This is a genomic window from Acidimicrobiia bacterium (assembly GCA_041676705.1).
GTDB lineage: Bacteria > Actinomycetota > Acidimicrobiia > Acidimicrobiales > SKKL01 > Actinomarinicola.
This window is the reverse complement of sequence record JBAYRL010000002.1, coordinates 109,798-135,965: the sequence shown is the minus strand read 5'-3', so window position 1 is coordinate 135,965 and position 26,168 is coordinate 109,798. Positions and strand designations below refer to the sequence as shown.

Annotated in this window: 17 protein-coding genes; 9 read left to right on the top strand and 8 right to left on the bottom strand. The window is 55.3% G+C overall.

Annotated features, from left to right (window positions below):
* Positions 1-49: 49 nt before the first annotated feature.
* Both WC184_04110 and WC184_04105 read left to right on the top strand, forming a co-directional pair.
* On the top strand, positions 50-1,300 hold the full coding sequence (locus WC184_04110) for a DNA repair exonuclease (GenBank protein ID MFA7477061.1): 1,251 nt from the start codon (positions 50-52) through the stop codon (positions 1,298-1,300).
* Between the two features lie 3 nt (positions 1,301-1,303).
* The gene (locus tag WC184_04105; protein ID MFA7477060.1) at positions 1,304-4,366 is read left to right on the top strand and encodes an AAA family ATPase; all 3,063 of its coding nucleotides are present in this window, start codon (positions 1,304-1,306) and stop codon (positions 4,364-4,366) included.
* Here WC184_04105 and WC184_04100 read toward each other — a convergent pair.
* The 3 genes from WC184_04100 to WC184_04090 form a co-directional block, all read right to left on the bottom strand.
* Entirely contained in the window at positions 4,335-7,589 is a 3,255-nt protein-coding gene (locus WC184_04100) for a UvrD-helicase domain-containing protein (GenBank protein ID MFA7477059.1), read from the bottom strand. The genes WC184_04105 and WC184_04100 overlap by 32 nt on opposite strands.
* Before the next feature lie 2 nt (positions 7,590-7,591).
* Positions 7,592-10,870: a PD-(D/E)XK nuclease family protein gene (locus WC184_04095; protein MFA7477058.1), complete on the bottom strand. Its 3,279-nt coding sequence runs from the start codon at positions 10,868-10,870 to the stop codon at positions 7,592-7,594.
* A 127-nt stretch (positions 10,871-10,997) separates the two neighbouring features.
* Positions 10,998-12,044 carry a MaoC family dehydratase gene (locus WC184_04090; protein ID MFA7477057.1) on the bottom strand — a complete coding sequence of 349 codons (1,047 nt, stop codon included), beginning with the start codon at positions 12,042-12,044 and terminating at the stop codon, positions 10,998-11,000.
* Positions 12,045-12,090: 46 nt separating this feature from the next.
* Here WC184_04090 and WC184_04085 point away from each other — a divergent pair, with 46 nt between their 5' ends.
* The 3 genes from WC184_04085 (at position 12,091) to WC184_04075 (ending at position 14,227) form a co-directional block, all read left to right on the top strand.
* Positions 12,091-13,053, top strand: coding sequence for a zinc-binding dehydrogenase (locus tag WC184_04085; protein ID MFA7477056.1), 963 nt, complete (start codon positions 12,091-12,093; stop codon positions 13,051-13,053).
* Between the two features lie 67 nt (positions 13,054-13,120).
* Entirely contained in the window at positions 13,121-13,909 is a 789-nt protein-coding gene (locus WC184_04080; GenBank protein ID MFA7477055.1) for an AAA family ATPase, read from the top strand.
* A gap of 3 nt (positions 13,910-13,912) precedes the next feature.
* Positions 13,913-14,227 (top strand): hypothetical protein, encoded by a 315-nt coding sequence (locus WC184_04075; GenBank protein ID MFA7477054.1) that lies wholly within the window; start codon positions 13,913-13,915, stop codon positions 14,225-14,227.
* Positions 14,228-14,265: 38 nt separating this feature from the next.
* Here WC184_04075 and WC184_04070 read toward each other — a convergent pair whose 3' ends face one another.
* Entirely contained in the window at positions 14,266-15,171 is a 906-nt protein-coding gene (locus WC184_04070; GenBank protein MFA7477053.1) for a hypothetical protein, read from the bottom strand.
* Positions 15,172-15,295: 124 nt separating this feature from the next.
* Between WC184_04070 and WC184_04065 the strand changes: the two genes are divergently transcribed.
* Positions 15,296-16,708 carry an AarF/ABC1/UbiB kinase family protein gene (locus WC184_04065; GenBank protein MFA7477052.1) on the top strand — a complete coding sequence of 471 codons (1,413 nt, stop codon included), beginning with the start codon at positions 15,296-15,298 and terminating at the stop codon, positions 16,706-16,708.
* Here WC184_04065 and WC184_04060 read toward each other — a convergent pair.
* Entirely contained in the window at positions 16,705-18,735 is a 2,031-nt protein-coding gene (locus WC184_04060; protein ID MFA7477051.1) for an ATP-binding protein, read from the bottom strand. The genes WC184_04065 and WC184_04060 overlap by 4 nt on opposite strands.
* A complete protein-coding gene (locus tag WC184_04055) occupies positions 18,735-21,146 on the bottom strand; it encodes a DNA topoisomerase IV subunit A (GenBank protein MFA7477050.1) in 2,412 nt (803 codons plus the stop codon). The genes WC184_04060 and WC184_04055 overlap by 1 nt, the downstream gene beginning before the upstream one ends.
* A 92-nt stretch (positions 21,147-21,238) precedes the next feature.
* On the opposite strand from WC184_04055, the gene WC184_04050 reads away from it, so the two are divergent.
* Positions 21,239-22,663: an aldehyde dehydrogenase family protein gene (locus WC184_04050; protein ID MFA7477049.1), complete on the top strand. Its 1,425-nt coding sequence runs from the start codon at positions 21,239-21,241 to the stop codon at positions 22,661-22,663.
* A gap of 253 nt (positions 22,664-22,916) precedes the next feature.
* On the opposite strand, the gene WC184_04045 is transcribed toward WC184_04050, so the two are convergent.
* Both WC184_04045 and WC184_04040 read right to left on the bottom strand, forming a co-directional pair.
* A complete protein-coding gene (locus tag WC184_04045) occupies positions 22,917-23,723 on the bottom strand; it encodes a maleylpyruvate isomerase family mycothiol-dependent enzyme (GenBank protein MFA7477048.1) in 807 nt (268 codons plus the stop codon).
* Positions 23,723-24,406, bottom strand: coding sequence for a DedA family protein (locus WC184_04040; protein ID MFA7477047.1), 684 nt, complete (start codon positions 24,404-24,406; stop codon positions 23,723-23,725). Before WC184_04040 ends, WC184_04045 begins: the two co-directional genes overlap by 1 nt.
* Before the next feature lie 193 nt (positions 24,407-24,599).
* On the opposite strand from WC184_04040, the gene WC184_04035 reads away from it, so the two are divergent.
* Positions 24,600-25,127, top strand: a complete 528-nt coding sequence (locus tag WC184_04035; protein ID MFA7477046.1) for a GNAT family N-acetyltransferase — start codon at positions 24,600-24,602, stop codon at positions 25,125-25,127.
* A gap of 92 nt (positions 25,128-25,219) precedes the next feature.
* Complete coding sequence (locus tag WC184_04030; GenBank protein ID MFA7477045.1) at positions 25,220-26,107, top strand: fructose bisphosphate aldolase; 888 nt, start codon at positions 25,220-25,222, stop codon at positions 26,105-26,107.
* Positions 26,108-26,168 lie beyond the last annotated feature (61 nt).

The following is a 26,168-nucleotide window of genomic DNA, read 5'->3' as shown; positions in this document are numbered from 1 at the left end:
GCATAGGTTAACCCTAGCGAAGCTCACTGCGCCTACCATATGAGACTAAGTGGCCTTCAAATTCTTGCACGCGTCAGATTTACATCTCGATACTCCCTTTAGCCAGCTAGGTAACGCCCCGCCTCATGTGGTGGCGGCGGCACGCGACGCCAGCCTGGATGCTTTTGCTGCTTTGGTGAAAGTAGCGATTGAGAACCAGGTGGACTTCGTGGTTCTCGCTGGTGATATTTACGACGGTGCTGAGCGCGGGTTGCGTGCCCAGCTGGCGTTTCATCGCGGTCTAAGCCAGTTGGCCGAGGCAGGTATCGCCACCATGGTGGCGGCGGGGAATCATGACCCCTTAGATGAGGGCTGGAGTGCTGTGCATTCGTGGCCCGATACGGTCACCTTCTTTCCACCACATGAAACAGCCTCCGTAGAAATTCACCGCGATGGTCAGCTCTTGGCGGTGGTGCATGGCATCAGTTTTCACAATCGGCACGTTAGTGAGAACCTGGCTCTAAGATTTGAGCGCGATGCGCGGCCAGGCGTTCACGTGGCAGTTCTCCACGCCAATGTTGGCGGCAACGCCGCGCATAATCCCTACAGTCCAGCCTCTTTAGGTGACCTTTTGGGTCAAGGCTTCGACTATTGGGCCTTAGGACATATCCATGCTCGCGCGGTGCTGCACCGCCATCCTTGGGTGGTGTACAGCGGTAATACGCAGGGACGAAGTTTGAAACCATCTGAACGAGGTCCCAAAGGCGTTTTGCTGGTGGATGTAGACGATGAGGGCCATATTGATGAGCCCCTTTTTGTGCCAGTAGATGCGGTTCGCTTCGTGGAACAAACCGTTGACATCTCACTTGTCGAAGACCTGGTTTCCCTGCAGGAATTGTTGGCGGAATTGGCCAGTGACAGCCTTGTGGCGGGTTCGGGTAGAAACATTATTCTGCGAGCTCGTCTTACGGGGCGGGGTCCATTGCATCAGACTTTGGCTCGAAGCGGCCTAGTTCCCGAGCTTCTTAATGAGCTGCGTGATCGTGAAAGCCATCAAGCGCCATTTGTGTGGTGGGCGGCTTTAACGGTGGAGACAACCGCCAGCTGGGAGCTGGATGAACTGGTGCGACGAAACGACTTTGTGGCCGACTTAGCACGGCGGGCAAAACAGACTGAAGCCGCAGAAGTGGGCCTAGATGGCTCGCTACCAAGCGACTTGGCCCAGTTGCTTAGCGATAGCTACTCGGACGTTTTAGATGAGGACTCATGGAAGGCTGCCACCGCTTTAGCCATCGATCTTGTTGTGGAACCGGGGGACTAGACCATGCGGATTCAGGGTTGGCGGGTCGACGGTTACGGAGTGTTTTCCGGGTTTGCGGTTGATGGTTTAGACACCGGACTGACTGTGATTACCGGACCTAATGAAGCTGGTAAAAGCACCCTGTTGGCCTTTATCAGGGGCGTGCTTTTTGGGTTTCCCGATGGTCGCAGCCGTTTACCTCAATACGAGCCAGTCCACGGTGGCAAGCACGGCGGTGCGTTGTACTTGGCCGACGCTGCAAGCCAAACCTGGACCTTGGAACGCTTCCGAGGTGATAAGGGCTTCGTGCTAACACGACCCGACGGTAGCCGGGGCGAAGATTACGAACTGATCGAGTTGCTAGGCGGTGCCGACGCCACCTTTTTTGGCAACGTTTTTGCCTTTGGCCTCGATGAGCTTAACTCGTTCAACCTGCTGGAATCGGAGGCCGTTAAAGACCGGGTGTTTTCCGCGGCGGTGGTGGGTGCTGGCCAATCGGCACGAGCGGCGCTAGCAGAACTCGACAAGCGTCGAGCACAGTTGTGGAAGCCGCGTGGCGCGTGTGAAATTCGAACGCTTGCGAACCAAACACGGGAACAACAGACTCGTTTGCGTCATATGCAAAAAGAGGCGAGCACCTTAGGCAGCGAAGAAAAATTGGTTGACCAGCTCTTTGTGGCAGCCCAAGAAATGCGCAAGTCATTAGAGGCCAACCGATCAGATCAGGCGCGCTTGAGCGGCTATTTAGAGTTGTGGCCATTACGAAACCGTATTGCTGAATGTGACGACGAACTGGCTGAACTCCGTGAACTCGGCTTGCCTGCGGGCCTTGATGAAAGCGTTATTTCCAGCTTTGAACGGCTGGAGGTCTCGTACGCCACGCTTCAAGCAGAGGTAGATTCAGCCCGAGTTGCTGTCAATCGTTCGCTTGAAGCTGGCTGGCCTACACCGCTCGATCAAGAACAGCTTGAGGAATCAGCGGTTGAGATTCGCGAGTTGGTTGGTGGCATTGGGGTGGCGCAAACCCATCAAGAACGTCTTGAACACCTGCGAACAACGCTTCGTGAGGAGAATGGCGAACTTACGGGTCATCTCGGCAGGCTTGGTGCCGAATGGACCCGGGACCACCTCGATCAGTTTGACGCCTCACTCCCCATAGCCGCGGAGGTGCGGCGTCACGGAGCGGCCCTGGAAACGGCACAACATAAGCTAGCAACGGCCAGCAACAGCGTTGACGAACTGACGGTGCGTTTACGTCAGCTGCGTGATACCCAACGGGGGTTGGAAGAACGCTTAGATGCCATGGGCCCGGTCTTGTCGGAAGGTGAAATCGAGAACCGCTCAAAGGCGCTGCGATTGCTTCGAACCAACATTTTGGAGCTAGGCCGTAGTTCAGTAACGGACGAGCCAGGCCCTGGCCCAACCGTGGCAGATGTAGAACCCGCAACCGGCTCGGCTTGGGCCAAACCGGTGCTGGTATTGGGCATCGTTATACTGGGGTTGGCTATTGTGCTTGCAATCGTTGACCTTATGGGGTTGGCGGTGGTGGCGGGCGTGGCCGGATTTGTAGCGTCGTTGGTCGCTGCGTTCACGATTCTGCGTTCGCCAACCCGAAACACACTTCCTGTTAGTACGGCTAAGCCCACTGATTCGGCTGAAGCCATTGGTGGTGTGGCTCAGATACGAACGAGCATCGAGGCCATGTGCATTGTGCTTGGCTTGCCACCCAATCCCTCTTCCGATGACATCGAGGCGTACGCCGATGAACTTGCCGAAGCTGCTGCTCAACAAGAAGCTCGCACTGCAATTAGGAATGAATTAGAACAAGTAAAAGAGCGGTCAAACAGCACCGATTTGGAACTGGATCAAGCCCGAGCATTAGCCGAAGCCGCCCGAGATGAGCTGAGTTCTGCTAGCGACGGGTGGCTCTCATGGAAGATGGACCACCAGGTCGATCACAAGCTTACGCCCAATGAGGTTATTGATTTTTTCACGATCTTGGAACGGGCCCAGGCTTCGTTGAGAGTGGTCAAAGCCGCCGAGGCTGAGTCTGAAGATCTGAATGCCCGTTTCCAGGGTTGGCAGGACCGCGCGAATCGGGTCTTTAGGCGGCTAGTTGTTGAGGCTCACGAACCAATGATGGCCTTAGAACAGCTTCAGTACTCCCTTGATGAGCTGCACAGCGCCAAGGCCCGTTTGGCACAAGCAAGTGATTCGCGTGATGAGGTTGAAGAACAGCTGCAACGCATCATGGCGGTTGCCGGAGTCGACGAAGCCGAGCTTTTCCGCCAGTCGGCTGAACGTTTTCGCTCTTATCGGGCGTTGGAAATAGAGCGCGATAATTTGGTGGAGCGTTTAGCAAATCATGTCGGTTGGGGCGATACGGCAACGGTGGCTTTGGCCGAGTTAGAACGAGGTGTTCCGCAGCTTTGGAAAACGGAACTAGAGGCCGCTAAGAGAGCGCAACCCGAGCTGGAAGCAGCTTATGAGACTGCTATCCGTAAACATCAAGACGCCGATAAGGCTTTAGAGGCGAAGTTGAAGTCGAGCGAGATTGCCGAAGCCTCACTTGAGCTTGAGGGTTTGCGTAGTGGGTTGGCCGAAGCGATCCACCAATGGCAGGTGCTCTCAGGTGCCAAAACTTTGATTCAAGAGACTTTGGGAAGTTACGAACGCGAGCGGCAACCAGCGGTTCTACGGCGGGCCGAGGCGATGTTCCAACAAATCACCGATGGACACTATGTACAACTGATAGTGGTGGACGGCAACATCTCGGTGCTTGACAAAGACCAACGCGTTGTGGCGGCTAATGACCTCAGCCGGGGCACCATTGAACAACTCTACTTATGCCTACGCTTCGGCTTGGCGGCCGAGATGGCGAACCGCAGCCCGCTTCCTTTCATTTTGGACGATGTACTGGTGAACTTTGACCCTGACCGAGTACGTCAAACAGCGGCCGTGATTGCTGGTATTGCTACCGAGCAGCAGGTGTTCGCCTTCACCTGCCAGCCAGCCTCGGTGGAGGCCTTGGTGAATGCTGAACCAAATGCCAGGCTTATAGAACTGCCCCGACACGGCGGGCGTTAGTGGCCAAAATCGTGCGGACTTCTTCCTTGGCGACGTGAAGATTAGGTATCTCTATTTCGTCGAATTGGTCGGGCTTTATAAGGATGAACACGCATCGGGTAACCGGTTTATTTAGCGTGGCCTCCACCAAAAGCGCATAGGTTGCGGCCTGTAGCCGATAACGTTCGATTAGTTCGGCGGCGTCTTCAACAGCGTCGGTTTTGTAGTCGATCACTGCAAAGCCCGTTTCATCTTCAACGAGTAAGTCGATGTAGCCCTCGCATAAAACACCATCAATGGTGCTGGCCAGATACAGCTCACGCCAAAACGGTTTGCGACGGGCGTCTTGCAGGGTAGGTGCGCCTAGTGCTGTCCGCACGGCGGCCTCCACCTGATCGGAAATGTCGAGCACACCCTCGAGCTCGGCCTGTGCTCTTACCAGGCCGCCTAGCTCATCGAGTTGGTCGAAATCGAGCAACTGGAGACTGGCATGTACCGCTCTACCAATGTTGGTGCCAGCGCGACCTCGACGCCACGGCTCGACTTCGCTGGTGGGCAAATTGGGGCCTTCATCATCGAGTTTGGCAATGCCACTGGGCACCATAACCGACGGTTTGGCGTTGCGTATTACTAACGCTCGGCGTTCCTCCATCCATTCGGAGCGACTGGGGATTTCCCTAGCCTTACCTGGGACCATGTCATGGACATTCCCTGCCGTGGTCACGATGGGGTTGTCCTCCAGCCGTCGTTGCAGCTCGGGCCGGTTTTCGCATTGTTCATAGATGATGCGGGCCTTGGTGGTCTTTTTTGCGGGGTGATGAAGCCCCACGATTAGGTGGTCTCGAGCTCTGGTAGCGGCGACGTACATTAGTCGCCAAGCTTCAGCTTCCTCGTGCTCGCGTTCGAGCTCAGCCAGTTCGCTGAAACCGAGCGAGCGGCGTGTTTTAGAGGTCTGGGCCTCCAACGTGTTGTCGTCATCCCAAAGTATCGAGACTCCGCTGACCCCTTTGGCGACTGTTTGATTCAAACCCGCCAAAGCGACAATGGGAAACTCGAGGCCCTTAGAGGCATGAACGGTTAGCACCCTAACCGCGTCATCGTCAGTTTCCGGCAAGACCACCTCGCTCTGTCGGCCAGCTTCATCCGCCTGAAGCTCAACCCAGGTGAGAAACTCGCGTAATGAAACCGACTCGGTTTCCGTGAAAAGACGAGCTTGGTCGACTACGAAGGCCAAACGCCGCCAAACATCACGAGGACGTGACGACGCCACCGCCAGCTCTCGCAGGTGACACTCCCTGATAACCCTTTCTACCGCGGCGGCCGGCTCATCCCAACGAATAGCTTTGGCCAATTCACCTAGGTCGCCAAGAGCACTGGAGACGGGACCATTTAGCGTCAGAGCTGGTGGTGACGCCAAAGAGAGTACTCCGCCGTTGGCTATAAAACCGGCTAAATCGTCATCACTACAGGCAAAACTATCGGATCGCAGCGCTGCGGTTAATGCCACGCTGTTGGCCTGGTCAGATAGTGCCAACAAGATGTTTATTAGGTCGCGAACCTCACTGGTACGCCAAACCATCGACGCTGCTTCGAGACGATATGGAATGTTCGCTTCATCAAAGGCTTGACGTAGCTGATCGACACTGGTGCGGGTGGGAAGCAATACCGCCATGTCGTCCCAACGGGGCGCACGAAGCGATTGGCTGGTTCGATCTACTATCGGCCAGCCTTCATTCTTGGCTTGTTGGAGGGCCGCGGCTAGCTCGGCAGAAGCGTGGCGGCGAAGTTCGTCGGCGCTCATGCCGTCGCGGGGACCACCTAAAATCACAACGGGGCATAAGCCATGTGGTGCCGCCTCTCGCCCAGGCTCTAATGGGATGTACGGCGGTTGCATACCTGGTGTGCCGTTTCCCATGATCTGAGCAAAAACGTGGTTGACCCAATCAATGATGCCGGGAACGGTACGAAAGTTGGTGGCCAGTGTTTTCACTACCGTGCCTGGCACTTTGGCGGCCGCCATGAATAAGGCGATATCGGCTCGGCGAAACCGGTAGATAGCTTGTTTTGGGTCACCCACATAAAACAACGACCCTGGCGGGCTTTCAAGCTTTGACCAATGGATATTCGCAACGTCGGTCAGGCTGGTGGTAATGAGACGAGCGATCTCAATTTGGATGGGGTCAGTGTCTTGAAATTCATCGATAATTAAGCACTCGTAACGCTTGTGTAGTTTCGCACGCATCGAAGCGTTTTGTCGCAGCTGTTGAGCGGTAATCACCAACAGATCATGAAAACGCAGTTGTCCAGCTGCTTTGCGACGTGAAACACCGTCAAGGGTAAAAATTCGAAGATCGTTGAGAATCAAGCGAAGCAGGTTGTCAACCAACTCTTCATTGATCGCTGCCGCTGATGCTTGAGCCTCGCTGATGGCTTCTCGAAGCTCGCTTAGTGCTCCTTGCCAATTTGGGGCTCGGCCGACTTTACTAACCTTCCGGCTTGGGAAACTGGCGAGCGCCTGAATTTGCTCCGCATCGTTTGAGGCCAGATTGGCATCGCTTAACCAGCTTCGGTAACTAACAAGAGCTGCCAACATTTTATCGCTGGGGTCGATGCAGTGTTCCTCATAGCTCAACACCTGGCGTGCCTGGGCCAATACGTCATTGAGGTTAACCGTGAGTAATTGTGCTGGTGGTGGTGAGTTTTCTGGAAGGCGGTCCCACTCGTCACGCAGAATTCTGGCGAATTCCTTGAGGTGTCCAAGGTTGATGCCAAGGGCGAACGCCCGCTCAATTAGAGGCTGCTTGTCGGGTGCATTTAACCAGCTGGCAACAAAATTGTTCCACTCGGTTTCAAAGTCGAGGGTGTCACGCAGCTCAGAGAGAACGTCAATGGCCGGAGGCAAGCCAGCTTCGAGCAGATTTTCACTAAGCACACGCTTGGCAAAACCGTGCAAGGTTGATATGGCGGCGGTATCTAGGCCCGCTAGGGCCGCCTCGACCGCAGGCGTTCGATCGGTAGCTTCAAGAGATTGTCGCACACGATCACGTAGTTCGGCTGCGGCGGCTTCGGTGAAGGTGATGATGGCCAGATTTTCAATTGACATACCAGCCTTTAACAACTCCAACACTCGTGACACCAGGCTGCTGGTTTTTCCGGTGCCGGCACCTGCTTCCACAAATAAGGTTTGTCGGTGAGCATGGCTGATGTCGTGCCTGGCTGCCTGATCAGGTAATGCTTTGGCCATGGCTACACCTTTGTCTCGGCTGTTAATTGGCTGGCGTCATCGACCTGAACAGGAGTGAGGTTTCGAAATGGCGCGATGGCGGGATCTAACCGTACTCGTTCCCACTCCTCTGTCCGGTCGAGACGGCACAGTGAATTAAAATCGCAATACTTACAGTTGGAGTGGTCGGTGGTGGGGCTGGCTATGGGGTCGGGCACGCCGGGAAAAACACCGCGGCGGATGCCAGTCACAATGGCACCGATAGTCTCTTTGAACTCTTCGATCACCTCGGAGGACACTTCATAGCCTTTTAGCTCATACTTTCCGCGCTCGGTTATAAACCAATACGCGCTGTTCACGATGCGCGGGGTTTCGCCAGCGGGAAGCTGATTCGCAAACCGTTCAATGGCCGCTAGGCCATAAAGAGGGAGCTGTAAGTGGGTGCCGTTAAGAAGAGGTTCTTCTTCGCTGATGTTGGTGTACGGCTTGCCAGAACCAGTTTTGTAATCAAGCACTATGAGCTGATTAGTGTCAGTGATATCAACCCGGTCGGCGCTACCTCTAAACTGCACGGTTTCACCGTCGGGAAGAGTGATGGTGAGGCCTGCATCGCTGTAACCAAAGCGTAATTCGCTAGCAACTGGAGTTGAGCGCCACCTCCCACGTTGCAGAGCATCGTGGTCTAGGAAGCTGTGGAGATCATTGAGTAAGACTTGGCGTTCAAGGCGCCACAGTGTGGGAAAGCCGGTTCGGCCCCGTTCTTCGTAACCTTTGACCACCTTCTCAAAGATTTTGTCTAGCCGTGAGTGATCTTCAGCGCTCCAATCTTGATCGTATGGTTTTGGGCCTTCGGCAATTACCTCGCTGAAGAAGCGATCAAGAGTCTCGTGAACCAAGCTGCCCCGGTCGAGAGCCGAGATCTGATCGATCTCCTCTGGTGCCTCCTCGTCATCGAGCCCTAACACCCGTGAAAAGAAATAGCGGCGGGGGCAAACAGCCCAACTCTCAAGCGAAGTGGCCGACATGACACGATCGAGCCCAGCGGTGTGCGAGCTGACCAAGCCGGTATAAGGGTTGAAACCAGCTTTGCGCTGGGTGGCCGCTAACAAGCTGGGATGGAGGTGGCTAAAGTCGCTGGTCAGGTTGGGAAGATTGGCTAATTTCGAATTGTTATCGGTCCAGGCGCTGAGCTCAGCTAAATCACGCTCAGCTAACGAACTGAAATAACGAGCTTGATGTAGTCCACCTGAAAAAGAGGCTACGGACTGAACAGTTAAGTGACTTTCGGAAGAAGGCCGTATTTGGGTAAGGGATTCGGACGTTACCGTTTCGCCGACGTGTTCGGAAACCAGTTGCAATAACCAACGTGATGGCATTTTGGCTCGCTTGTCACGCAGATCACCGCGGGCAGTGGTTAGCGACCGCTCTTCCGCAGAGGCCAAGGCCCCCAGAAACTGATAATGACCACTAGCGTTGGCCTCATTAACACCCGGCAGGCCCAGGTGAGTTTCGTCGAGACCGATCTCGGTGAGGAACACGTTTGCGCTGCTTCGGACCGGTACTATGCCTTCGTTGAGACCAACGACAGCCACCCAGTCGAGGTTGAGACCAATGCCGTGGTGTAGTGGCGCCACCAGCAACCCGTTGCCAAAGTTTCCTAATCGCCCATATTCGGTATCGAGTTCGTTTTCTAATGCGCTGATGAAGCCGGGCACGGTGGGAGATGGCTCGATGGGGTCGAGTGCTGCCAAGAGGTCTAAGGCTTCTTCTACCAGTTCGAAGGCCTGAAGCTGATGCGCGGGCCATTGGTGGGCGCTGCGCACACTAGCGGTGCCCAAACCCCATTCCATGAATTGATGCCCGTTCTTTGCTAAGTCGGACCATGTGCGGCTGGCATGAACCCGGCTCAACCGCTGGCTGAAAGAGTGGAGGAAGTGCCTGAGAGCATCGGCTGCGCTTGCAGCATGGCTACTAGAACCTGCATAGGCAGATAGCTTGGCGTTCCAAGCCTCAATTGGCCCGGTGACAATGCCCGCCCGGCGAGTTAAAAGATCCCACTCGGCGACCGGAACCATTTCGCCATCGCTGTCGACAATGGGCCCACTTTGGAGCCAGCTAATGAAATCGTGGCGGACTAGTTCGTGGGCTTTGAGCTTTAACCCTGCCACCAGAGTGGCACCGGCGACCGAAGCCCGAAGCGAGCTGACCGCAGCTCCGGCGATTGCGATTTCGCCGGACTGAGCTTGGTTGTATAGCAAACTCAGATACGGATCGGCGGTGGGATAAAGCACCGCCATTCGCTCCAAGGGAGTGCCATTGTGCCAACGCTCTACCACCTCTCTAAGCACCGCACGCACCTCTTCGGCGGGATCGCTGGTGCTTACCACTCGAACAGCGCCATTGACGCCGATTTCTGAAGAGTTTGCAGGGCCTGATGAACTGGCAGAGCCAGTTTGTTTCAACTTCGTAGCAGCGTTCGCGGCATTTAACCTCGGCGTTTGGTCAGCGGCCGCAGCTGGTACAACCTGAGGTGCACCCAACAAAGGTTCAAAGCGCGACAACATCGGCCGGAGCACGGCATCGGCCTCGGCGTAGCCGGTTAGGGCGGCGATTACCCAAAGACGATCGGCAGCTGCCCAAGCTTCGTATAGGGCCAATTCGTGGGGCCCTAGGTAACTGGGCAGATAGGCCACCACCGGCTCATTCGACGAATCGGTGGCCGTAGGGCTTGTTGCGACCAGAGATGCCGCTTCCGCTAGTGCTTGATGACGGCTGTAGCGATGAGCGAGGTGCTGGTTCACCCGAGTCACCAAACTAACTAAGTCACTGCTAGTGGCACTATGGGCGGCAAGGGTGGCTTTTGCTGGCTCAGAAAGTGAGTTGTACATACCCACAAAACGGGTGACTTCAGTTTCGGTGGCCGGGTGTGCTGCCACCGACGCCAAGGTGATACCGGGTTCTTGGCGCAGCACATGCCTTACGGCGGCTGCCAGAACAGTGTTGTTCAATGGGGTGAGACCTTGTGCAGCCAAAGATGCGGCTGCCAAACCATCGGCAATGCGCGGCAAAATATCGAAGCGGACATTTACCACCCCAGCTGGACGGATAGCCAGGGCACGCCTGGTCGCCAAACCGGCCAGGGAATGCGGAACCACCACGGTGACTGGTGCCAGTGGATTCTGGCCTTTGAGCTCGGCGATAAGGGCCCCAAGACGGTTTAACGCCTGAGGCCCGGCTGGCACCAGCGCAAAACGCTGACTGTGTTGGGTTAATTCAGTACCGCTAGGGGCAAGTTTCGCCATGTCGCAACCCTAGTAACAGGCTGTGACATTTTAGGTCGTGCTTTGCCACAAAGTCGCTTGACCACCCACATGTTTGGCGGTGGCTAACGCCCGCCGAGTGGCCTCTGATTACCGTGGCAATGGCGGTTCAACGGGGCAGCGCCACCGTGTAATCTAGGTCGAGCACGACAGCGGGATCGTACTTGCCATCTTCACCACGAAGTGGGAAATCAGCGGCCGGATGATCCTTTGTGGCCACCAAACGCAAACGCAGCGCACCTAGATCTGAAGAATCGAGTTCTATTTGCTCTAGCACCTCGCTGTAGGCGTAGATGGTGTCACCAGCGAAGGTTGGGTTCGAGTGAGAGCCAGCGTTAATGGCCAAAACTTTGAAGGCGTTAGCTAGACCGTTGAAAGAAAGCGCCCGAGCCAAAGAAATAATGTGGCCACCATAGATCAAACGGCGTTGGAAGCGGCCGCTATTGGCAGCGTACTGATCGAAGTGAACCTTGGCAGTGTTTTGGTATAGACGCGTGGCCAACATGTGTTCAGCTTCTTCGATGGTCATGCCATCGACGTGATCAATCTTTTCGCCCACTTCATAGTCGCCCCACCGAAATGGTGAACCAGCCAATAAATAGTTGTAGTTGGCCATGGAAACCTCGGGCAGAACCAGCTCGGCGGTGGCTACCGTCTCGGGCAAATTAGGCACGATTGGCTCGGGTGTCATGGCGTCTAGATCACCCTTGTGCACCATGACCCAACGGGTGTAGTCGAGCACCATCTCGCCGTTTTGGTTGCGACCAACCGAGTTCACATAGACGACACCGGTCTTGCCGTTCGAGTTTTCTTTCAAGCCGGTCACCGTGGAGGTGGTGCTAACTGTGTCGCCCGGATAGACAGGAGCCCCAAAGCGGCCGTTGGCATAACCCAAGTTGGCCACGGCGTTTAGCGACACATCGGGCACGGTCTTACCAAAAACCATGTGGAAAGCCAGGAAATCGTCAATCGGCGCTTGTGGAAAACCCAAGGAACGGGCGAACTCATCGGATGAATTCGCTGCGAAACGGGGGCCGTACAGAGCGGTGTACAGCGAAACATCGCCACTAGTAATCGTGCGCGGTGTGGCGTGTTCGAGCACCTGCCCGATTGCGAAATCTTCAAAGAAATTGCCAGCAATAGTCTTGTTGCTCATAGGTCAATACCGTACCCTCTGGCGCTCAATGACATAGTTTTGAAGTATGAAAGCTGCGGTCTACTACGAAACAGGTTCCCCCGACGTCCTTAAATACGAAGACGTTCCCGACCCTAAGGTTCATCCCAAAGGGGTGATTGTGCAGGTCGAAGCCATCAGCATCGAGGGTGGTGATACCTTGCACCGCTTGGGTGGTTTGCTCACAAAGGTTCCCCACATTGTGGGTTATCAATGTGCAGGTACCATCATCGAAGTTGGTGCTGAGGTGACCGACCGTAAGGTTGGTGATCGCGTAGTCGCCACCGTGGCCGACGGTTCCCACGCCGAGTTGGTTTCGGCGCCGGTTCAGTCCACCTGGTTGATTCCTGACAACCTCAACACCGAGCTTGCAGCTTGTATCCCAGTCGCTTTTGGCACCGCCGACGATTGCCTCTTCGAATTCGGCCATCTACAGGCTGGTGAGAGTGTTTTGATTCAAGCTGGTGCTGGCGGAGTTGGACTTGCAGCTATTCAGCTTGCCAAACGTGCTGGAGCCACGGTTTTTGCTACGGCGTCGTCTAAAGAAAAGTTAGACCGCTTGGCCGAATTCGGTCTGGATCATGGCATTAACTATGTGGAGGAAGACCTCACCCAAGCGGTGCTTCGTTTAACCAATGATCAGGGAGTGAACTTGGTGGTTGACCCGGTTGGTTCGACTTTGGCGGCCAGCATGGCCTCGTTGGCGTACCGAGGTCGAATCTCGTACGTGGGCAATGCTGGACGTGACAACCAACCGTTGAATGTGAGCCCACTAATGGGCAAGAACCAGTCCATTACCGGTGTCTATTTGGGTGCTGAATTGGCTTATAGCGACCGTGCCTATCAGAACATTGCGCGCCTAATCAACGACGTAGCCGCAGGTGAACTGCAGGTAGTAATTGACCGGGTGTTTCCCTTGGCTCAAGCCCGCGACGCGCACGCCTATGTGGAAAGTCGTCAAGCCTTTGGCCGAGTACTGATGACTCCATAACGTGACCCCATAACGGTTCGGTCGATTGGGGGTTGCTACGGTGGATGGAATGTTGACGCTAGCGGTTGTGAACCAAAAAGGAGGGGTGGGCAAGACCACGGTCAGCCTCGGTTTGGCGGCAGCGGCTTCACTGGCGGGCTATTCAGTACTGGTGGTAGACCTCGACCCGCAGGCGAATGCCACCACCGGGCTTGGCGTGTATAACCCCGAACGCACCGTTGATTTCCTATTAGCACAAGAACATGCCGGTACCGTGGCTGAAGTCGCGGTGCCAGCACAGTGGCCAACGCCAGTGGGTGTGGTTCCAATGGTGGTGCCAAGTTCACCCTCGTTGGCGAACCGCGAGCCCCTCTTGGCGACCGATCCAATCGGGGCTCAGGATCGTTTAGCCCAGGCGCTGAGTGGTGCCTCTTTCGATTTGGTGCTGATCGACTGTCCACCATCACTTGGACTATTGACTGTGAATGGCCTTTTCGCGGCTGAAAAAGCTCTTGTGGTGACCGCCCCAGCTGCCTGGGCAACCGACGGTGTAGCCCAAGTGTTGGCCACCATCGAGCGGGTTGGGCAGCGTCGCTCTGAAGGACTTCCGGTAGCTGGAATTGTGGTAAATAACATTGCTCGTACTCGTGATGCTGCCTATTGGTATGAGCAACTCTCTAACGATTATCCAGACTTGGTTTTACCTCCGATTCACCAACGGGCCGCCATTGCTGAAGCAGGCGCACAATCACTGCCCGTGCATGCGCTAGGGGCGCGGGCCGGTGCTGCCGAGGCAGCTGATGAGTTTCAGGAACTGTTTCGTGCTCTGATTAAGGCAGAAGCTTCATCTACTTCGCGTTTCGCGACTGGAGGATAAAACATGTCTGGTTATGATCCCCGCCGAGTTAGGCCTAACCCGACAGTTCCCAATGCTGACACCACAGATGATGCTGCTCCGATTGATGCCTTGTTGGGTCCCGCCCCAACTAATGGCAATGGCGATGGGGGCGAGAACAACAAGCCAAACCTTCAGCTAGTTCCCGATATGCCCGAAGTGTCGGATGAGTTGCCGGTGCCATTACGACGTGTAGAGGTACGTCCATCGTTTTGGCTGCAGCTTTCCCCGTTGCTGGTGGCGACCGGAGCGGTGCTGCTGTTTTGGTTGCTGCGCCGCCTTAAGAAGGGTTCTAAGTAACCAGACAGGGGAGCGTTTTGGTCGTCCCCTACACCTATCTAAGCTAGAGGCCGACCAAAGGGCAGCGTTTCTTGCCAAGTCGCTAGGAAGGCTTCGGCCTTGTAACAGGCAGCTAATACGGGGCCGTCTTCGTGGCTGACCACGTCGGCCATGAAGCCCTGCACAAACTTCTTGGTAGCTTCCACGGCATCGGCAGCATTGGCGGCGTCGCCAGGCCAACCAGCAAAGCTGCTACCAGCGGTGGCAATGAAATCGGGCACGGCCACAATTTCTCGACGCCGGAGTACCGCTAAACCTTTAGCTCCGAGGGCATGAGGACCAGTCGGTATGACTGCCTTGGCCGAAAGTACGCCAGCGGTTTCGCCGTCGAGGCGACCATCGTTTGACGCCGTGAAGAACAAGTCGACTTCTTTGGAAGGATCGGTTTCCACACTTGGAATTCCATAGGCGGCCAAAACTGCGGTAATAGCGGCAGTGTTTGGGCCTTCCTCAACAATCGCCGTTTTGCCTTCTAGAGCACCCATAGCGGCCTCGGCGCTAGCCACGGCGCTAATGGCCACTAGATAGGTCGCTAGAGGGAAACCCTCAAACGTTTCGTGACGTAACGTCGAGCGCTTATCGATTGAAGAAAGAGCGCTTAGAGCCTCGCCGGTCACGCCTTTGCCAGCATCGAAAGCAAGCTCGCCCGACTCAACCCGAGGGGTGACCGCAGTGACAAAATCGGCAATGGCTGCTTCGACAGCATCACCTTCAGCGCTGATTCCGGCGGAAGCTCCGCCAACTTGTAGCTCACGAGCGGCGAAGGTGTAGGTGGTGGTGCGGGCCAAGTTTTTGGCACCACCTTGGAGTATCTTGCGGGCGGCACGAACAATTCCGGTGGAACAAGGTGCGCCTTGCAGGTCGATGGCAATAAAGGCGTTGGCGGTCGGCTTATCGATCTTCACCTAAGGAATTTTGGCCCGAAGTGAGCCGCGTTGCGAACTTTCTTGGAAAACCGACTAAACCCGTAACGTGGGAAGAAAGGCAAAAACACGTTTTCTGGCGGTTGTTTTCGCGCTGGTGGGCACCATGGCCACACTATGGGCGCTCTTAGAACGACGCAGTCGAGGCCGGGCGTTGCGTCGTCAGAGTCGTCTTTCAAGAAATGTCACTCTTATGCGTTTGGGTGGTACTACCGCCAGCGCCTACGCCTGGTACCGCGCCAAAAGAATCTTCGCGGCGGCGGAACGAAAAGAAGAACTAGACCGAACTTTTGAAATCCGAACCACCGAAGGCGTGGTGGAGGCCCTGGGAAACTTGAAGGGTGCCTTCATGAAGATTGGCCAAATGGCCAGCTACCTAGACCAGGGCTTACCTCCCCATGTTCGAGATGCTTTGGCGCAGCTACAAGCTTCGGCCCCGCCCATGTCGAAAGAACTGGTGGATGCCACCATTGCGGCCGAACTAGGTGGTCTTCCTACCGAGGTTTTCGCCACTTGGGATGACACCCCAATCGCAGCCGCTTCGATAGGCCAAGTTCATCGCGCTATTACTCACGACGGCCAAGCAGTAGCCGTGAAGGTGCAATACCCAGGTGTTGACAAAGCCATTGCAAACGATCTCGCCAATGCCGACATGGTTTTTGGGGCGATGAGCTACCTGTTTCCCGGTCTTGACCCGGTGCCAATTGTGACCGAACTTCAAGAACGTTTGGTAGAAGAGCTGGACTATCGTTTAGAAGCTGAAAACCAGCGGCGCTTTGCCGACTATTACCGAGGGCACCCCACCATCATCATTCCCGAGGTCCTCGAAGAGTTCAGCACTAACCATGTGCTCACCACCGAGCTTTCCGCCGGAGTGCGTTTTGATGAGGTACTGACCTGGCCAAGCTCTGAACGTGACTTAGCAGCCGAGACCATTTATCGCTTCGCTTTTGGAAGTTTGTACCGTCTTGGGCTTTTCAACGGTGACCCGCACCCAGGCAATTACCTGTTTGAGCCTGGAGGTAAGGTCACGTTCTTAGATTTCGGTTTGGTCAAGGTTTTCACCCCGGAAGAACTTGGTGGTTTCGAGGCTCTGATTCTGGCCATTGTGGTCAACCCCGACCCGCCCAAATTCCGTGGCATTATCGAAAACTTGGGGCTTCTCACCCCCAATGCGCCTATCAGCGACGACGAAGTGTTTGATTATTTCAACCACTTTTACGAATTCGTTCGCCATGCTGGTCGTGCCACCATCACCTCCGAATACGCCGCCCAAACTGTGCGCCACATGTTTAATGCTAAGGGCCCGTATGAAGCGGTAATGGCGCATATCAACGTGCCAACCGCGTTCGTGATCATCCAGCGAATAAACCTCGGTCTTTACGCTATTTTTGGTCAGCTTGAAGCTACGGCCGACTGGCGGCGCATCACCGAAGAGCTATGGACTTTCACCAACGCTGCGCCGTCGACTCCTATGGGGGAAGCGGCGGCAAAATGGGCAGCCGCCAAACGAAACTAAATATCGAGGGCTTCTTGATCTACAAAGGCTGAGTTTGCCAACAAGAACTCTCGCCGTCGCGCAACATCGTTGCCCATGAGAACTTCAAAGAGGTCGGCAGCCCGCGCAGCGTCGCTAGCGTCGTCCATGGTCATACGGCGCAGAATCCGACTATCGGCGTCTAAAGCAGTTTCGGCCAGTTCGTCCACGTCCATTTCGCCCAAGCCTTTGAAACGTGTCCATTCAATGCTTTCGGCTTTGCGGTTGCCCTTGGTCAACTCAGCCATTATCTCGTCTCGCTCAGCGTCACTCCACGCCCGGTAGGTTTTTCCACCGACTTTGGTCGTGTACAGCGGTGGTTGGGCGGCGAAAATGCGGCCCGCTTGGAGCATGGGGCGCATGTAGGAATGGAACAAGGTGAGAAGCAAACAGCGGATATGGCTTCCATCAACATCGGCATCACACAGAATGATGATCCGGCCGTAGCGGGCCATTTCGAGATCGAAATCTTTGCCTTGGCCGGCCCCTACGGCGGTGAAGATGGCCTGGGCTTCGGCGTTGTCTAACACCTGTTTTACGGTGGCCTTACCAGCGTTAACGATCTTGCCGCGGATCGGTAAAACTGCTTGGAGCTCAGAGTCTCGTCCGGCTTTGGCGGGTCCGGCCGCCGAATCACCTTCCACAATTATTAGCTCTGAACGTGGTCCGTGGCGGCGAGAATCGTAAAGCTTGTCTGGCATGCCAGCCGAGCCCAGGTTGGCTGCTCGCCGCTTGTTTTCAAGCGCTTGACGTGAAGTGACCCGATTGATGACAGCATTGGCGAGCTTGTCACGAACGGCGTTCACTTGAACCTTTTTGCCGTCGCCTTCAATCCAGCGGGTAAAACCAGTCTTAACCACCTCATAGACAATGCTTTGCACACCTGGCGTGCCCAGCTCATCTTTGGTCTGGCCACGGAATTGCGGCTCGGGCAGAGTGACTTTAAGCGTGGCTACCAAACCTTCTTGTACGTCTTCTTTGGTAGCTTTTTCTTTGCCCTCTTTGGCAAGCTTGGCCAACTTGCGTAGATCGTTCAGCAAAACATCATTCACAACCCTGGTCATGGCACGTTCAAAACCAGCCACATGCGTGCCACCCTCGGCAGTGGGAATGGTGTTTACGAAACTCACCACCACGGGTTCGTAGCCCTTCACCCAACGCATGGAAACTTCCACCTGGCATTCACGCTCGACGGTGACCATTGCCCCGCCTTGAGCGATTTTTTCGCTGAAGGTACCGGAGCCAGAAAACGAGATCACTTCGGTGACGGCTTCGCCAACGCTCAAATATTCAACGAAGTCGACCATGCCATTGCGGGCCAGGAACTCTTCTGTTTCGCCAGTGCCACCAACACGTTTATCGGTTAGACGAATGGTGAGGCCAGGCACAATAAAACTCAGCCGAGCTATACGTTCCCGCACCGCCGCATATTCGATGGTGGCGTCGGGGTCAAAGATTTCGTTGTCAGGCCAAAAACGTACTCGGGTGCCGGTGGTGCCACGACGAACGCCTTTCACCCGTTCTAGCTCGGAGGTTTGGACGAAGCTACCGCTGGCGTCAACACGGCCCGGTTGGCGGCCCAGGAAAGTTAACCGCCAGGTAGCACCATCGCGGTCGACTTCCGCCACTAATTTTGTGGCTAGCGCGTTTACCACCGAAGCACCGACACCGTGCAGTCCACCGGAAGAGGCATAAGCGCCTGAACCGAACTTGCCGCCAGCGTGCAGCTCGGTGAATACCACCTCAAGTGCGCTACGACCATGCTCCTTCACATCAATGGGAATACCACGGCCGTTATCGGCTACCTCAAGTGAGCCGTCACGGTGGAACGTAACTTCCACCCGGTCACAAAAACCGGCGGCTGCTTCGTCAATAGCGTTGTCAATCAGTTCCCAAAGTAGATGTGAGAGTCCTTCGGAACCAGTACCGCCGATGTACATGCCCGGCCGTTTGCGAACGGCGTCGAGGCCCTTTAGAACCTGGATGTGAGACGCGTCATACTTAGCCATCAAAATCTCCTGTAACCCACAACCAAGACATGCTCTTCTCCCACGCTGCTGGGTGCGTCACGTCGGGTTGGATACAACATCAGCGGCACCGGTCGGCTTTCCGCCCGGCTTGGGTTGTCCTCCTGGCCAATAATGGCCACTAAATCATCGTTCGGACCCACATGCGCCCATGCGAGATGACTTTCACTTCGGAACTTGGTGAGGCGCACTCCGCCCGTGGCACGACCCTTTGCCGGTATTTCGGCGGCGGCGGTCAGCTTTGAAGTTCCGGTGTTGGTTACGCTGACAATCATGGTGCCGGCTTCGCCAAGTCCGGCTGCTATAACGGTCGCACCGTCTTTCAGCTTCATTCCAGCCACCCCGCCGGCGCTTCGGCCTTGAATACTGATTTGGTCGGTTGCGGTGCGCAGCACCTGAGCATCACTGGCAACTAGTAGAACTTCGCTACCTTCTGGAGCTTCAAGAGCCGCCACTAGTTTGTCGTCGGCCTTGAGTGACATCACTTCGCTACCAGCTTTGGTGCTGCCAAGCTCCTCGGGGCTTAGTCGTTTGACCACCCCCTGTCGGGTAACCAACAACCACGGGTGCTCTCGCGCAATAGCCACGTTAACTACTGTTTCCCCAGGTAAAAGTTCGACCACTTCTTCGATCTTGGCACCTCGACTGCGCCCGCTGTTCACATCGGGAACCTCCATGGCGGGCAAGCTCAACAGGCGCGCGTTGCTAGTCAGCACCAGCACCGGGGTGTGATTCGTGGTGGTCAGGCGCGCCGCTAATACGTCGTGGCGGCCGAAGGTGGCTTTGGGCGTGCCTTCCCCATCTTCACGGCCCAAACGTCCGGTAACCGACCAGGTAACCACGCACGGGTCGTCTTTAATTTCAAGGCTTTCGGTCTTGGTATTAGGAGCTTGCTCCAGTGCGCTGGGTGCCACGATACGGGTTCGGCGTGGGACACCTAGGCGATCGACTACCGCGCCAAGCTCTTTCGAGACGATGGTGCGTTGGCGGGTTTCCGACCCCAAAATTGCTTCCAACTCGCCAATCGTGGTGTTCAGCTCGTTGCGTTCGTCGATGAGTTTTTGAGTCTCTAGAGCAGTTAGGCGGCGTAGCGGCATCTCCAAAATAGCGGTGGCTTGAATTTCAGAAAGCGAAAAACGTTCCATCAATGCGGTTCTCGCACCTGGAGTGTCGGCGGAGGCACGAATTATGGCCACTACTTCATCAATAGCGTCGAGCGCTATTAGGAAACCTTCCACGATGTGGAGGCGAGCTTGTGCTTTTTCAAGGCGGAACTGGCTACGGCGAACCACTACTTCTAAGCGGTGTTCAACGTAGGCGGCTGCCAGTTCGTAAAGCCCGACCGTGCGAGGTTCGCCACGCACCAGAACCACGTTGTTAACACCGAAGGTTTCTTCAAGGGGAGTGAGGCGATATAACTCGGCCAGCACTGCTTTAGCGTTCACTCCGGCCTTGCATTCGACCTGAATCCGTAGGCCATGGTGGCGGTCGGTAAGGTTGCGCACTTCAGCAATGCCGTTTAAGCGGCCAGCTAACATAAGTTCTTTTATTTTGGCCATGAGGCGTTCCGGGCCGACCAGGTACGGTAGCTCGGTAATTTCGATACCCACTTTACGTGCAGTGAGCTGTTCAACCTTGGCCACACCACGAATACGAATTGTGCCGCGACCGGTCTCGTAAATCTCGGCTAAACCTTCGTCTACCACCACGCCACCTGAAGGGAAGTCAGGGCCCGGTAGTGCTTGCATTAGCTCCTCGGTAGTCGGCCTAGGTCGACGTTTGGTTAATACCAACTTCACTACTTCATAGACCTCGACCAGGTTGTGAGGTGCCATATTGGTAGCCATGCCCACGGCAATACCAGCGGCACCATTCACCAGTAAGTTCGGCAATAAAGCAGGCAGTGTGATGGGCTCGGTGTTTTCGCCATCATAGGAAGCACGAAAATCGACGGTGTTCTCGCCAATCTCGCCGATCATGTCGATAGCGGCACTGGTTAACCGACACTCGGTGTAACGGCTTGCCGCTGGTGGATCGTCTAGAGAGCCAAAGTTGCCTTGGGGGTGCACCAAGGTCACATTGCGGCTGAAGTCTTGACCGAGACGGGTCAGTGCATCGTAGATCGACGCGTCACCGTGGGGATGATACTTGCCCATGGTTTCGCCCACTACCCGAGCGCTCTTGCGGGTGGGGGTATCGTCGCGAATGCCCATAGAGTACATGGCATGCAGAATCCGTCGCTGCACCGGTTTTAATCCGTCACGAATATCAGGTAGCGCACGGGAGGTGATGACCGACATCGAGTACGCCAGAAACGACTCGCTCATCTCATCGGCGACGGAGGTTTCGACTACTTCGCGGGCATAGGAAAACAATTCACCCTGCTGGGTCATTAGGTGTTACTCCGGGTGTAGCTACTAAGTTTCATTATTCAGGAGGGGTGACAGCACCCGAATTCGGCTGCTGTTACAAACAAGGAGGGACGATGGACCATCAATTGCAGTTCTACATCAACGGGGAATGGGTAGAACCACACAGCAAAGAAACTCTAGTGGTAGAGAACCCTGCTACTGAGGAACCCATAGGCAAGATTGCCATGGGCAACGCCAGCGATGTAGACGACGCGGTGGCCGCTGCCAAAGCAGCATTTACCACGTTCTCACAAACCACTCGTGAGGAGCGGCTGGCGCTATTAGACCGAATAATCGAAGTCTACCAGTCACGCTTAGGAGAAATGGCCACCACCATTTCCTCTGAGATGGGTGCCCCGCTCAGCCTGGCGAATCGAGCTCAGGCCACTGCCGGGCTAGGCCACCTAATGACAACCCGAGCGGCCTTAGCCAACTTTGAATTTGAAGAAGAACGCGGCACCACACAAATTGTGCGGGAACCAATCGGTGTTTGTGCGCTGATTACCCCGTGGAACTGGCCCATGAACCAAATCGCTTGCAAGGTGGCACCAGCCTTGGCCGCGGGTTGCACCATGGTTCTCAAACCATCCGAGGTGGCACCGCTTAACGCCTTGTTGTTTGCCGAGATTCTTGACGAAGCTGGGGTGCCAGCAGGGGTATTTAACCTGGTCAATGGCGATGGACTTAACGTCGGTTCGGTAATGTCAGCTCATCCCGACGTCGACATGGTTTCCTTCACTGGCTCTACCCGTGCCGGTATCGAAGTTGCCCGAGCCGCAGCCCCAACCGTGAAACGGGTGACCCAAGAACTGGGTGGCAAGTCGGCCAATATCATCTTGGACGACGCCGATTTTGCGTCGGTGATCGCCCGTGACTACGCCTCAATGTGCAGTAACTCTGGTCAGTCTTGTAACGCCCCAACCCGTATGTTGGTTCCACATTCGCGGATGGAAGAAGCGGCGGCGATTGCCGCCGAAACGGCATCCAAACTGGTGGTTGGCGACCCGAACGACGAAAACACCCGCATCGGGCCTGTGGTATCTGGTGTTCAATACGGCCGTATTCAGCAGCTGATTGAAAAAGGTATATCTGAAGGTGCCACGGTTGCGGCTGGCGGTGCGGGTAAGCCTGAAGGTTTAGACGTCGGTCACTATGTGCGCCCAACCGTTTTCGCTAATGTCACCAACGATATGACCATTGCCCAAGAAGAAATCTTCGGCCCGGTGATGGTGCTAATTGGCTATGAAGATGATGAAGACGCCATTCGCATCGCCAATGACACCGTGTATGGCCTTTCGGGTTATGTTTCTGGTTCGCCGGAACGCGCCAAGCGCATGGCCCGCCAAATCCGAAGCGGTAACGTGCATGTCAACGGCTCGGGCGGAGATTTCAGCTCGCCCTTTGGCGGGTACAAGCAATCCGGTAACGGTCGTGAATGGGGCGACTTCGGCTTGGAAGAATTCCTTGAGACCAAAGCGATTTTGGGTTACAACGCCTAAACAAACGCTTTAAAAGCGGCCTCAATTAGTCGCAAGAAACCAAAAATGGTGGCCTACCGCAACACCGGTGGGCCACCATATGCGTTTATGGTGAGCTATTTTCGAGCCTCGTTCTGGGTTTGCTGTTCTGCGCTTGGTGTTCTGGGCTTGCTGTTGCGGGCATCTTGATCTGCGCTTGCTCGACCTCTTAGCCGGTCATCTCACCGCAATTCACAACGGCCTAAACAGCGACCATGGGTGGCACAGCCACCAGTTAAATGGTGAAGGCTAGGTTGTTTAGAACCTGCTGGCCGATCGTTTGGTTCCCTGAAATAATGTTGGCGTCAATCGCAAGTGCTTCATCGCCGCTCATACGGCCACAAGCCAAAGCGTTGTAGGTAGCAGTGTCAAGGGTCAGCGTGACATCAGGATTCTCGGGAATGTCATAAATCCGTTCGGCGCGTTCACGAACGGCAATGCCAACCAATCGTTCAATAGGGCCCACGATGTTGAACACCACGGTCGAGCCTTGTGGGGCTTGGGCTTTTTTGCCAACTACGTAACCCGCCGAATCGATGCATTTGTCGATACAGCGCTCGGCGATAGGACCCGTAAGGTGACCTTCTTTGCCAACCGCGCGCCGAATATCTTGCTCGTGCTCCCAACAGTCGAACAAGCGAATCTCCATAAACTTTCGGTATGGTCCCGGTCCTTCAGGAGTGAAGCCTTCGGCCTCGAATTCTTCATCCGACATCGCTTGCAGGGCCGCTAGGCGCGCTGTGGTTACCTGTTTGAATTCATTTAGCACTTCAGCACCGCTACGGTCTGCACGCTCAGCAATCCAAGCTTCGTTAAACTCACCAATCGGGTTTTTAACGTGAGCTCCGAAATTCGAAGGAGCGGCTGGTGCCGGGTCGCCGAGCAGCATGCGCTCGGTGCCAATCATGTGTGAAAAGACGTCTTTAACGCTCCAACCGGGCAACTCGGTAGGTAGGTCCCAGTCGCTGTCGGCTAGGTCATCGCCCAAGGCGGCCAACACTGCCCATTCATCAGCTAGCAACGAAACGACTTCTTGACTCATTATTTCCCCTCCGAGCGTGAAGCAGCAGCACGTTGTGTTCGTGCTTGGCTGCTTATGAACCTAGTCCAAACCCACCAACCCAATAGGCCCAAAATCGCAGCGATCACTATGTACTGAAGCACATCGATCCATTGGCCCACCACGTCCCAGCGGTCACCCAATAGGTAACCGGCACCTATTAACAACACGTTCCAAACAGCCGAACCGATGGCGGTGTAAAGGGTAAAAGACACCAAATTCATGCGTCGAAATCCCGCTGGCAGCGAGACCAACGATCGAATCAGTGGAATGCAACGACACACCAAAACAGCTATGCCTGAATGGTCGTCAAACCAAGCTTCAGAGCGATCTAAATCGGTGGCTTTGATACCAAACCATCGGCTGTAGCGAAGAATGAACGCACGCAGCCGCACCGGTCCGATAGCCGCCGAGATGCCATAAAGGATCCAGGCACCGACCACGGAACCAGCGGTCGCAGCCAGGATCATTCCCCATAAGGTGGCATCACCTTGGCTAGCTGTGAACCCAGCGAGTGGTAAGACAACCTCCGAGGGAATAGGCGGAAATACGTTCTCCAGCGAAACCAAGAAAGCTACGCCTAAATAGCCGATCGTTTCGATAACGCCAATGACCCAATCCGTCAGGTCGCCGGTGACAAATTCAGAGATTCCTGCGAAGATCATTTCTTAAAAACTCAAGGTGGGCGGGCCGTTTCATGAAGGCCGAGTGTTGCAGGGCGGCCGGGCCCAACGCTATTCGAACTTGCCAGGCTTTATCGTGCAGCGCCGCTTCGTCCGGAGCGCGATTTTAACTAGTGGGGTCGCGATTCGGTGCGGAACTTCGGCCAGTGACTGGGGAACGGCATATTGTAACTGTGTGAACAAAGCCGTTATCCGCTGTGCCACCACGGCCGACACCGAGGTCATCTTAGAGTTCGTGACTCTGGCCTATCGCGGTGGGGGCGAAGCCACAGGTTGGACTTCAGAATCTCATCTAATTAGCGGTCAACGCACCAACGTTGGTGAAATCACCGAGGCTATTAATGCCAACAACGGTGTTTTCTTGGTGGCGGTAGATGAGGATGACGTCGCGATTGGCTGCTTGCGACTAGATCGATCGTCGCCGGACAAAGCTCATTTTGGTCTCTTCGCGGTTGACCCACGGCTTCAGACCGGCGGCACCGGCTCGGCATTGCTACAAGCCGCCATAGATCAGGCCCGGCAGTGGGGCGTAGAGACACTGGCCATGGAGGTAGTTCATCAACGTGATGAACTAAAGGCCTGGTATATACGACGTGGTTTCCAGCTCACTGGGGAGACCTCACCGTTCCCTTATGGCGATGAACGGTTCGGCGTTCCCTTGCGTGACGACCTCTACTTCGATGTTCTAGAGCTAAAGCTGTGACTTTAGGACCACAATCGGCGTTGACATAGCGCCGTTTCGTTTCGTAGGCCACACTTGAAGGAATGTTCGAGTCCGAGTCATGGGATGGCTAGATGAACGACACACAGTTCCAAAAGGTTAAATCAGCAGATGGATTTGTGGCTGCGCTAGATCAAAGCGGCGGCTCCACACCCAAGGCGCTAGCGCTCTACGGTGTCCCGCCAGAGTCGTACAGCGGCGATGAAGAGATGTTCGATTTGGTGCATGAAATGCGCACCCGGATCATTACCTCACCCCAGTTCAACGGTGACCGCGTCTTGGCGGCGATCTTGTTTGAAAACACCATGGACCGCCAGATCGAAGGCCGTGGTACGGCCGAATATCTGTGGGAAGTAAAGAACGTGGTGCCCTTCTTGAAGGTTGATAAGGGGCTAGAAGACGAGGTTGATGGCGCTCAGGTTATGAAGCCTATGCCGGGGCTTGACGAGCTTCTTGCCCGTGCCCGTGATCTGGGAATCTTTGGTACCAAGATGCGTTCGGTCATAAAGCTTGCTAACCCGGCAGGCGTTTCGGCCGTGGTAACCCAACAATTCGATGTTGGCCTACAAATTTTGGCTGCGGGCCTGATTCCGATCATTGAGCCTGAAATCGACATTCACAGCCCCGAGAAAGCCGAAGCTGAAGCGTTGATGAAGCAGTCGATTCTGGAACAACTGGAACGTGTTCCTGAAGGCGAAAGCGTAATGCTGAAACTCACGTTGCCCGAGACCAACGGTTTCTACCAAGAGCTAGTTGACCACCCCAAGGTACTTCGGGTGGTGGCCCTTTCGGGTGGTTATACCCGAGAAGAGTCGAACGCTCGTCTCGCGGCCAACCCCGGGGTGATTGCCAGTTTCTCTCGGGCGTTCACCGAAGGCCTAACCGCTCAGCAAAGCGCGCAAGAGTTTGATGCGCTCATGGACAAGTCGATTCAGAGCATCTTCGAGGCTTCAAGAACCTAAATACAGTTCTTGGCCTTAACCATTGGGTCGTGGTAACCGGACTATTGCCGTGCGGTTACCA

What these genes read in the sequence shown, in the direction of transcription:
- WC184_04105 (MFA7477060.1), top strand. Translation starts at nt 1,304, where the DNA reads ATGCGGATTCAGGGTTGGCGGGTCGACGGTTACGGAGTGTTTTCCGGG.
- WC184_04100 (MFA7477059.1), bottom strand. Translation starts at nt 7,589, where the DNA reads ATGGCCAAAGCATTACCTGATCAGGCAGCCAGGCACGACATCAGCCAT.
- WC184_04095 (MFA7477058.1), bottom strand. Translation starts at nt 10,870, where the DNA reads ATGGCGAAACTTGCCCCTAGCGGTACTGAATTAACCCAACACAGTCAG.
- WC184_04090 (MFA7477057.1), bottom strand. Translation starts at nt 12,044, where the DNA reads ATGAGCAACAAGACTATTGCTGGCAATTTCTTTGAAGATTTCGCAATC.
- WC184_04085 (MFA7477056.1), top strand. Translation starts at nt 12,091, where the DNA reads ATGAAAGCTGCGGTCTACTACGAAACAGGTTCCCCCGACGTCCTTAAA.
- WC184_04075 (MFA7477054.1), top strand. Translation starts at nt 13,913, where the DNA reads ATGTCTGGTTATGATCCCCGCCGAGTTAGGCCTAACCCGACAGTTCCC.
- WC184_04065 (MFA7477052.1), top strand. Translation starts at nt 15,296, where the DNA reads ATGGCCACACTATGGGCGCTCTTAGAACGACGCAGTCGAGGCCGGGCG.
- WC184_04060 (MFA7477051.1), bottom strand. Translation starts at nt 18,735, where the DNA reads ATGGCTAAGTATGACGCGTCTCACATCCAGGTTCTAAAGGGCCTCGAC.
- WC184_04055 (MFA7477050.1), bottom strand. Translation starts at nt 21,146, where the DNA reads ATGACCCAGCAGGGTGAATTGTTTTCCTATGCCCGCGAAGTAGTCGAA.
- WC184_04050 (MFA7477049.1), top strand. Translation starts at nt 21,239, where the DNA reads ATGGACCATCAATTGCAGTTCTACATCAACGGGGAATGGGTAGAACCA.
- WC184_04045 (MFA7477048.1), bottom strand. Translation starts at nt 23,723, where the DNA reads ATGAGTCAAGAAGTCGTTTCGTTGCTAGCTGATGAATGGGCAGTGTTG.
- WC184_04040 (MFA7477047.1), bottom strand. Translation starts at nt 24,406, where the DNA reads ATGATCTTCGCAGGAATCTCTGAATTTGTCACCGGCGACCTGACGGAT.
- WC184_04030 (MFA7477045.1), top strand. Translation starts at nt 25,220, where the DNA reads ATGAACGACACACAGTTCCAAAAGGTTAAATCAGCAGATGGATTTGTG.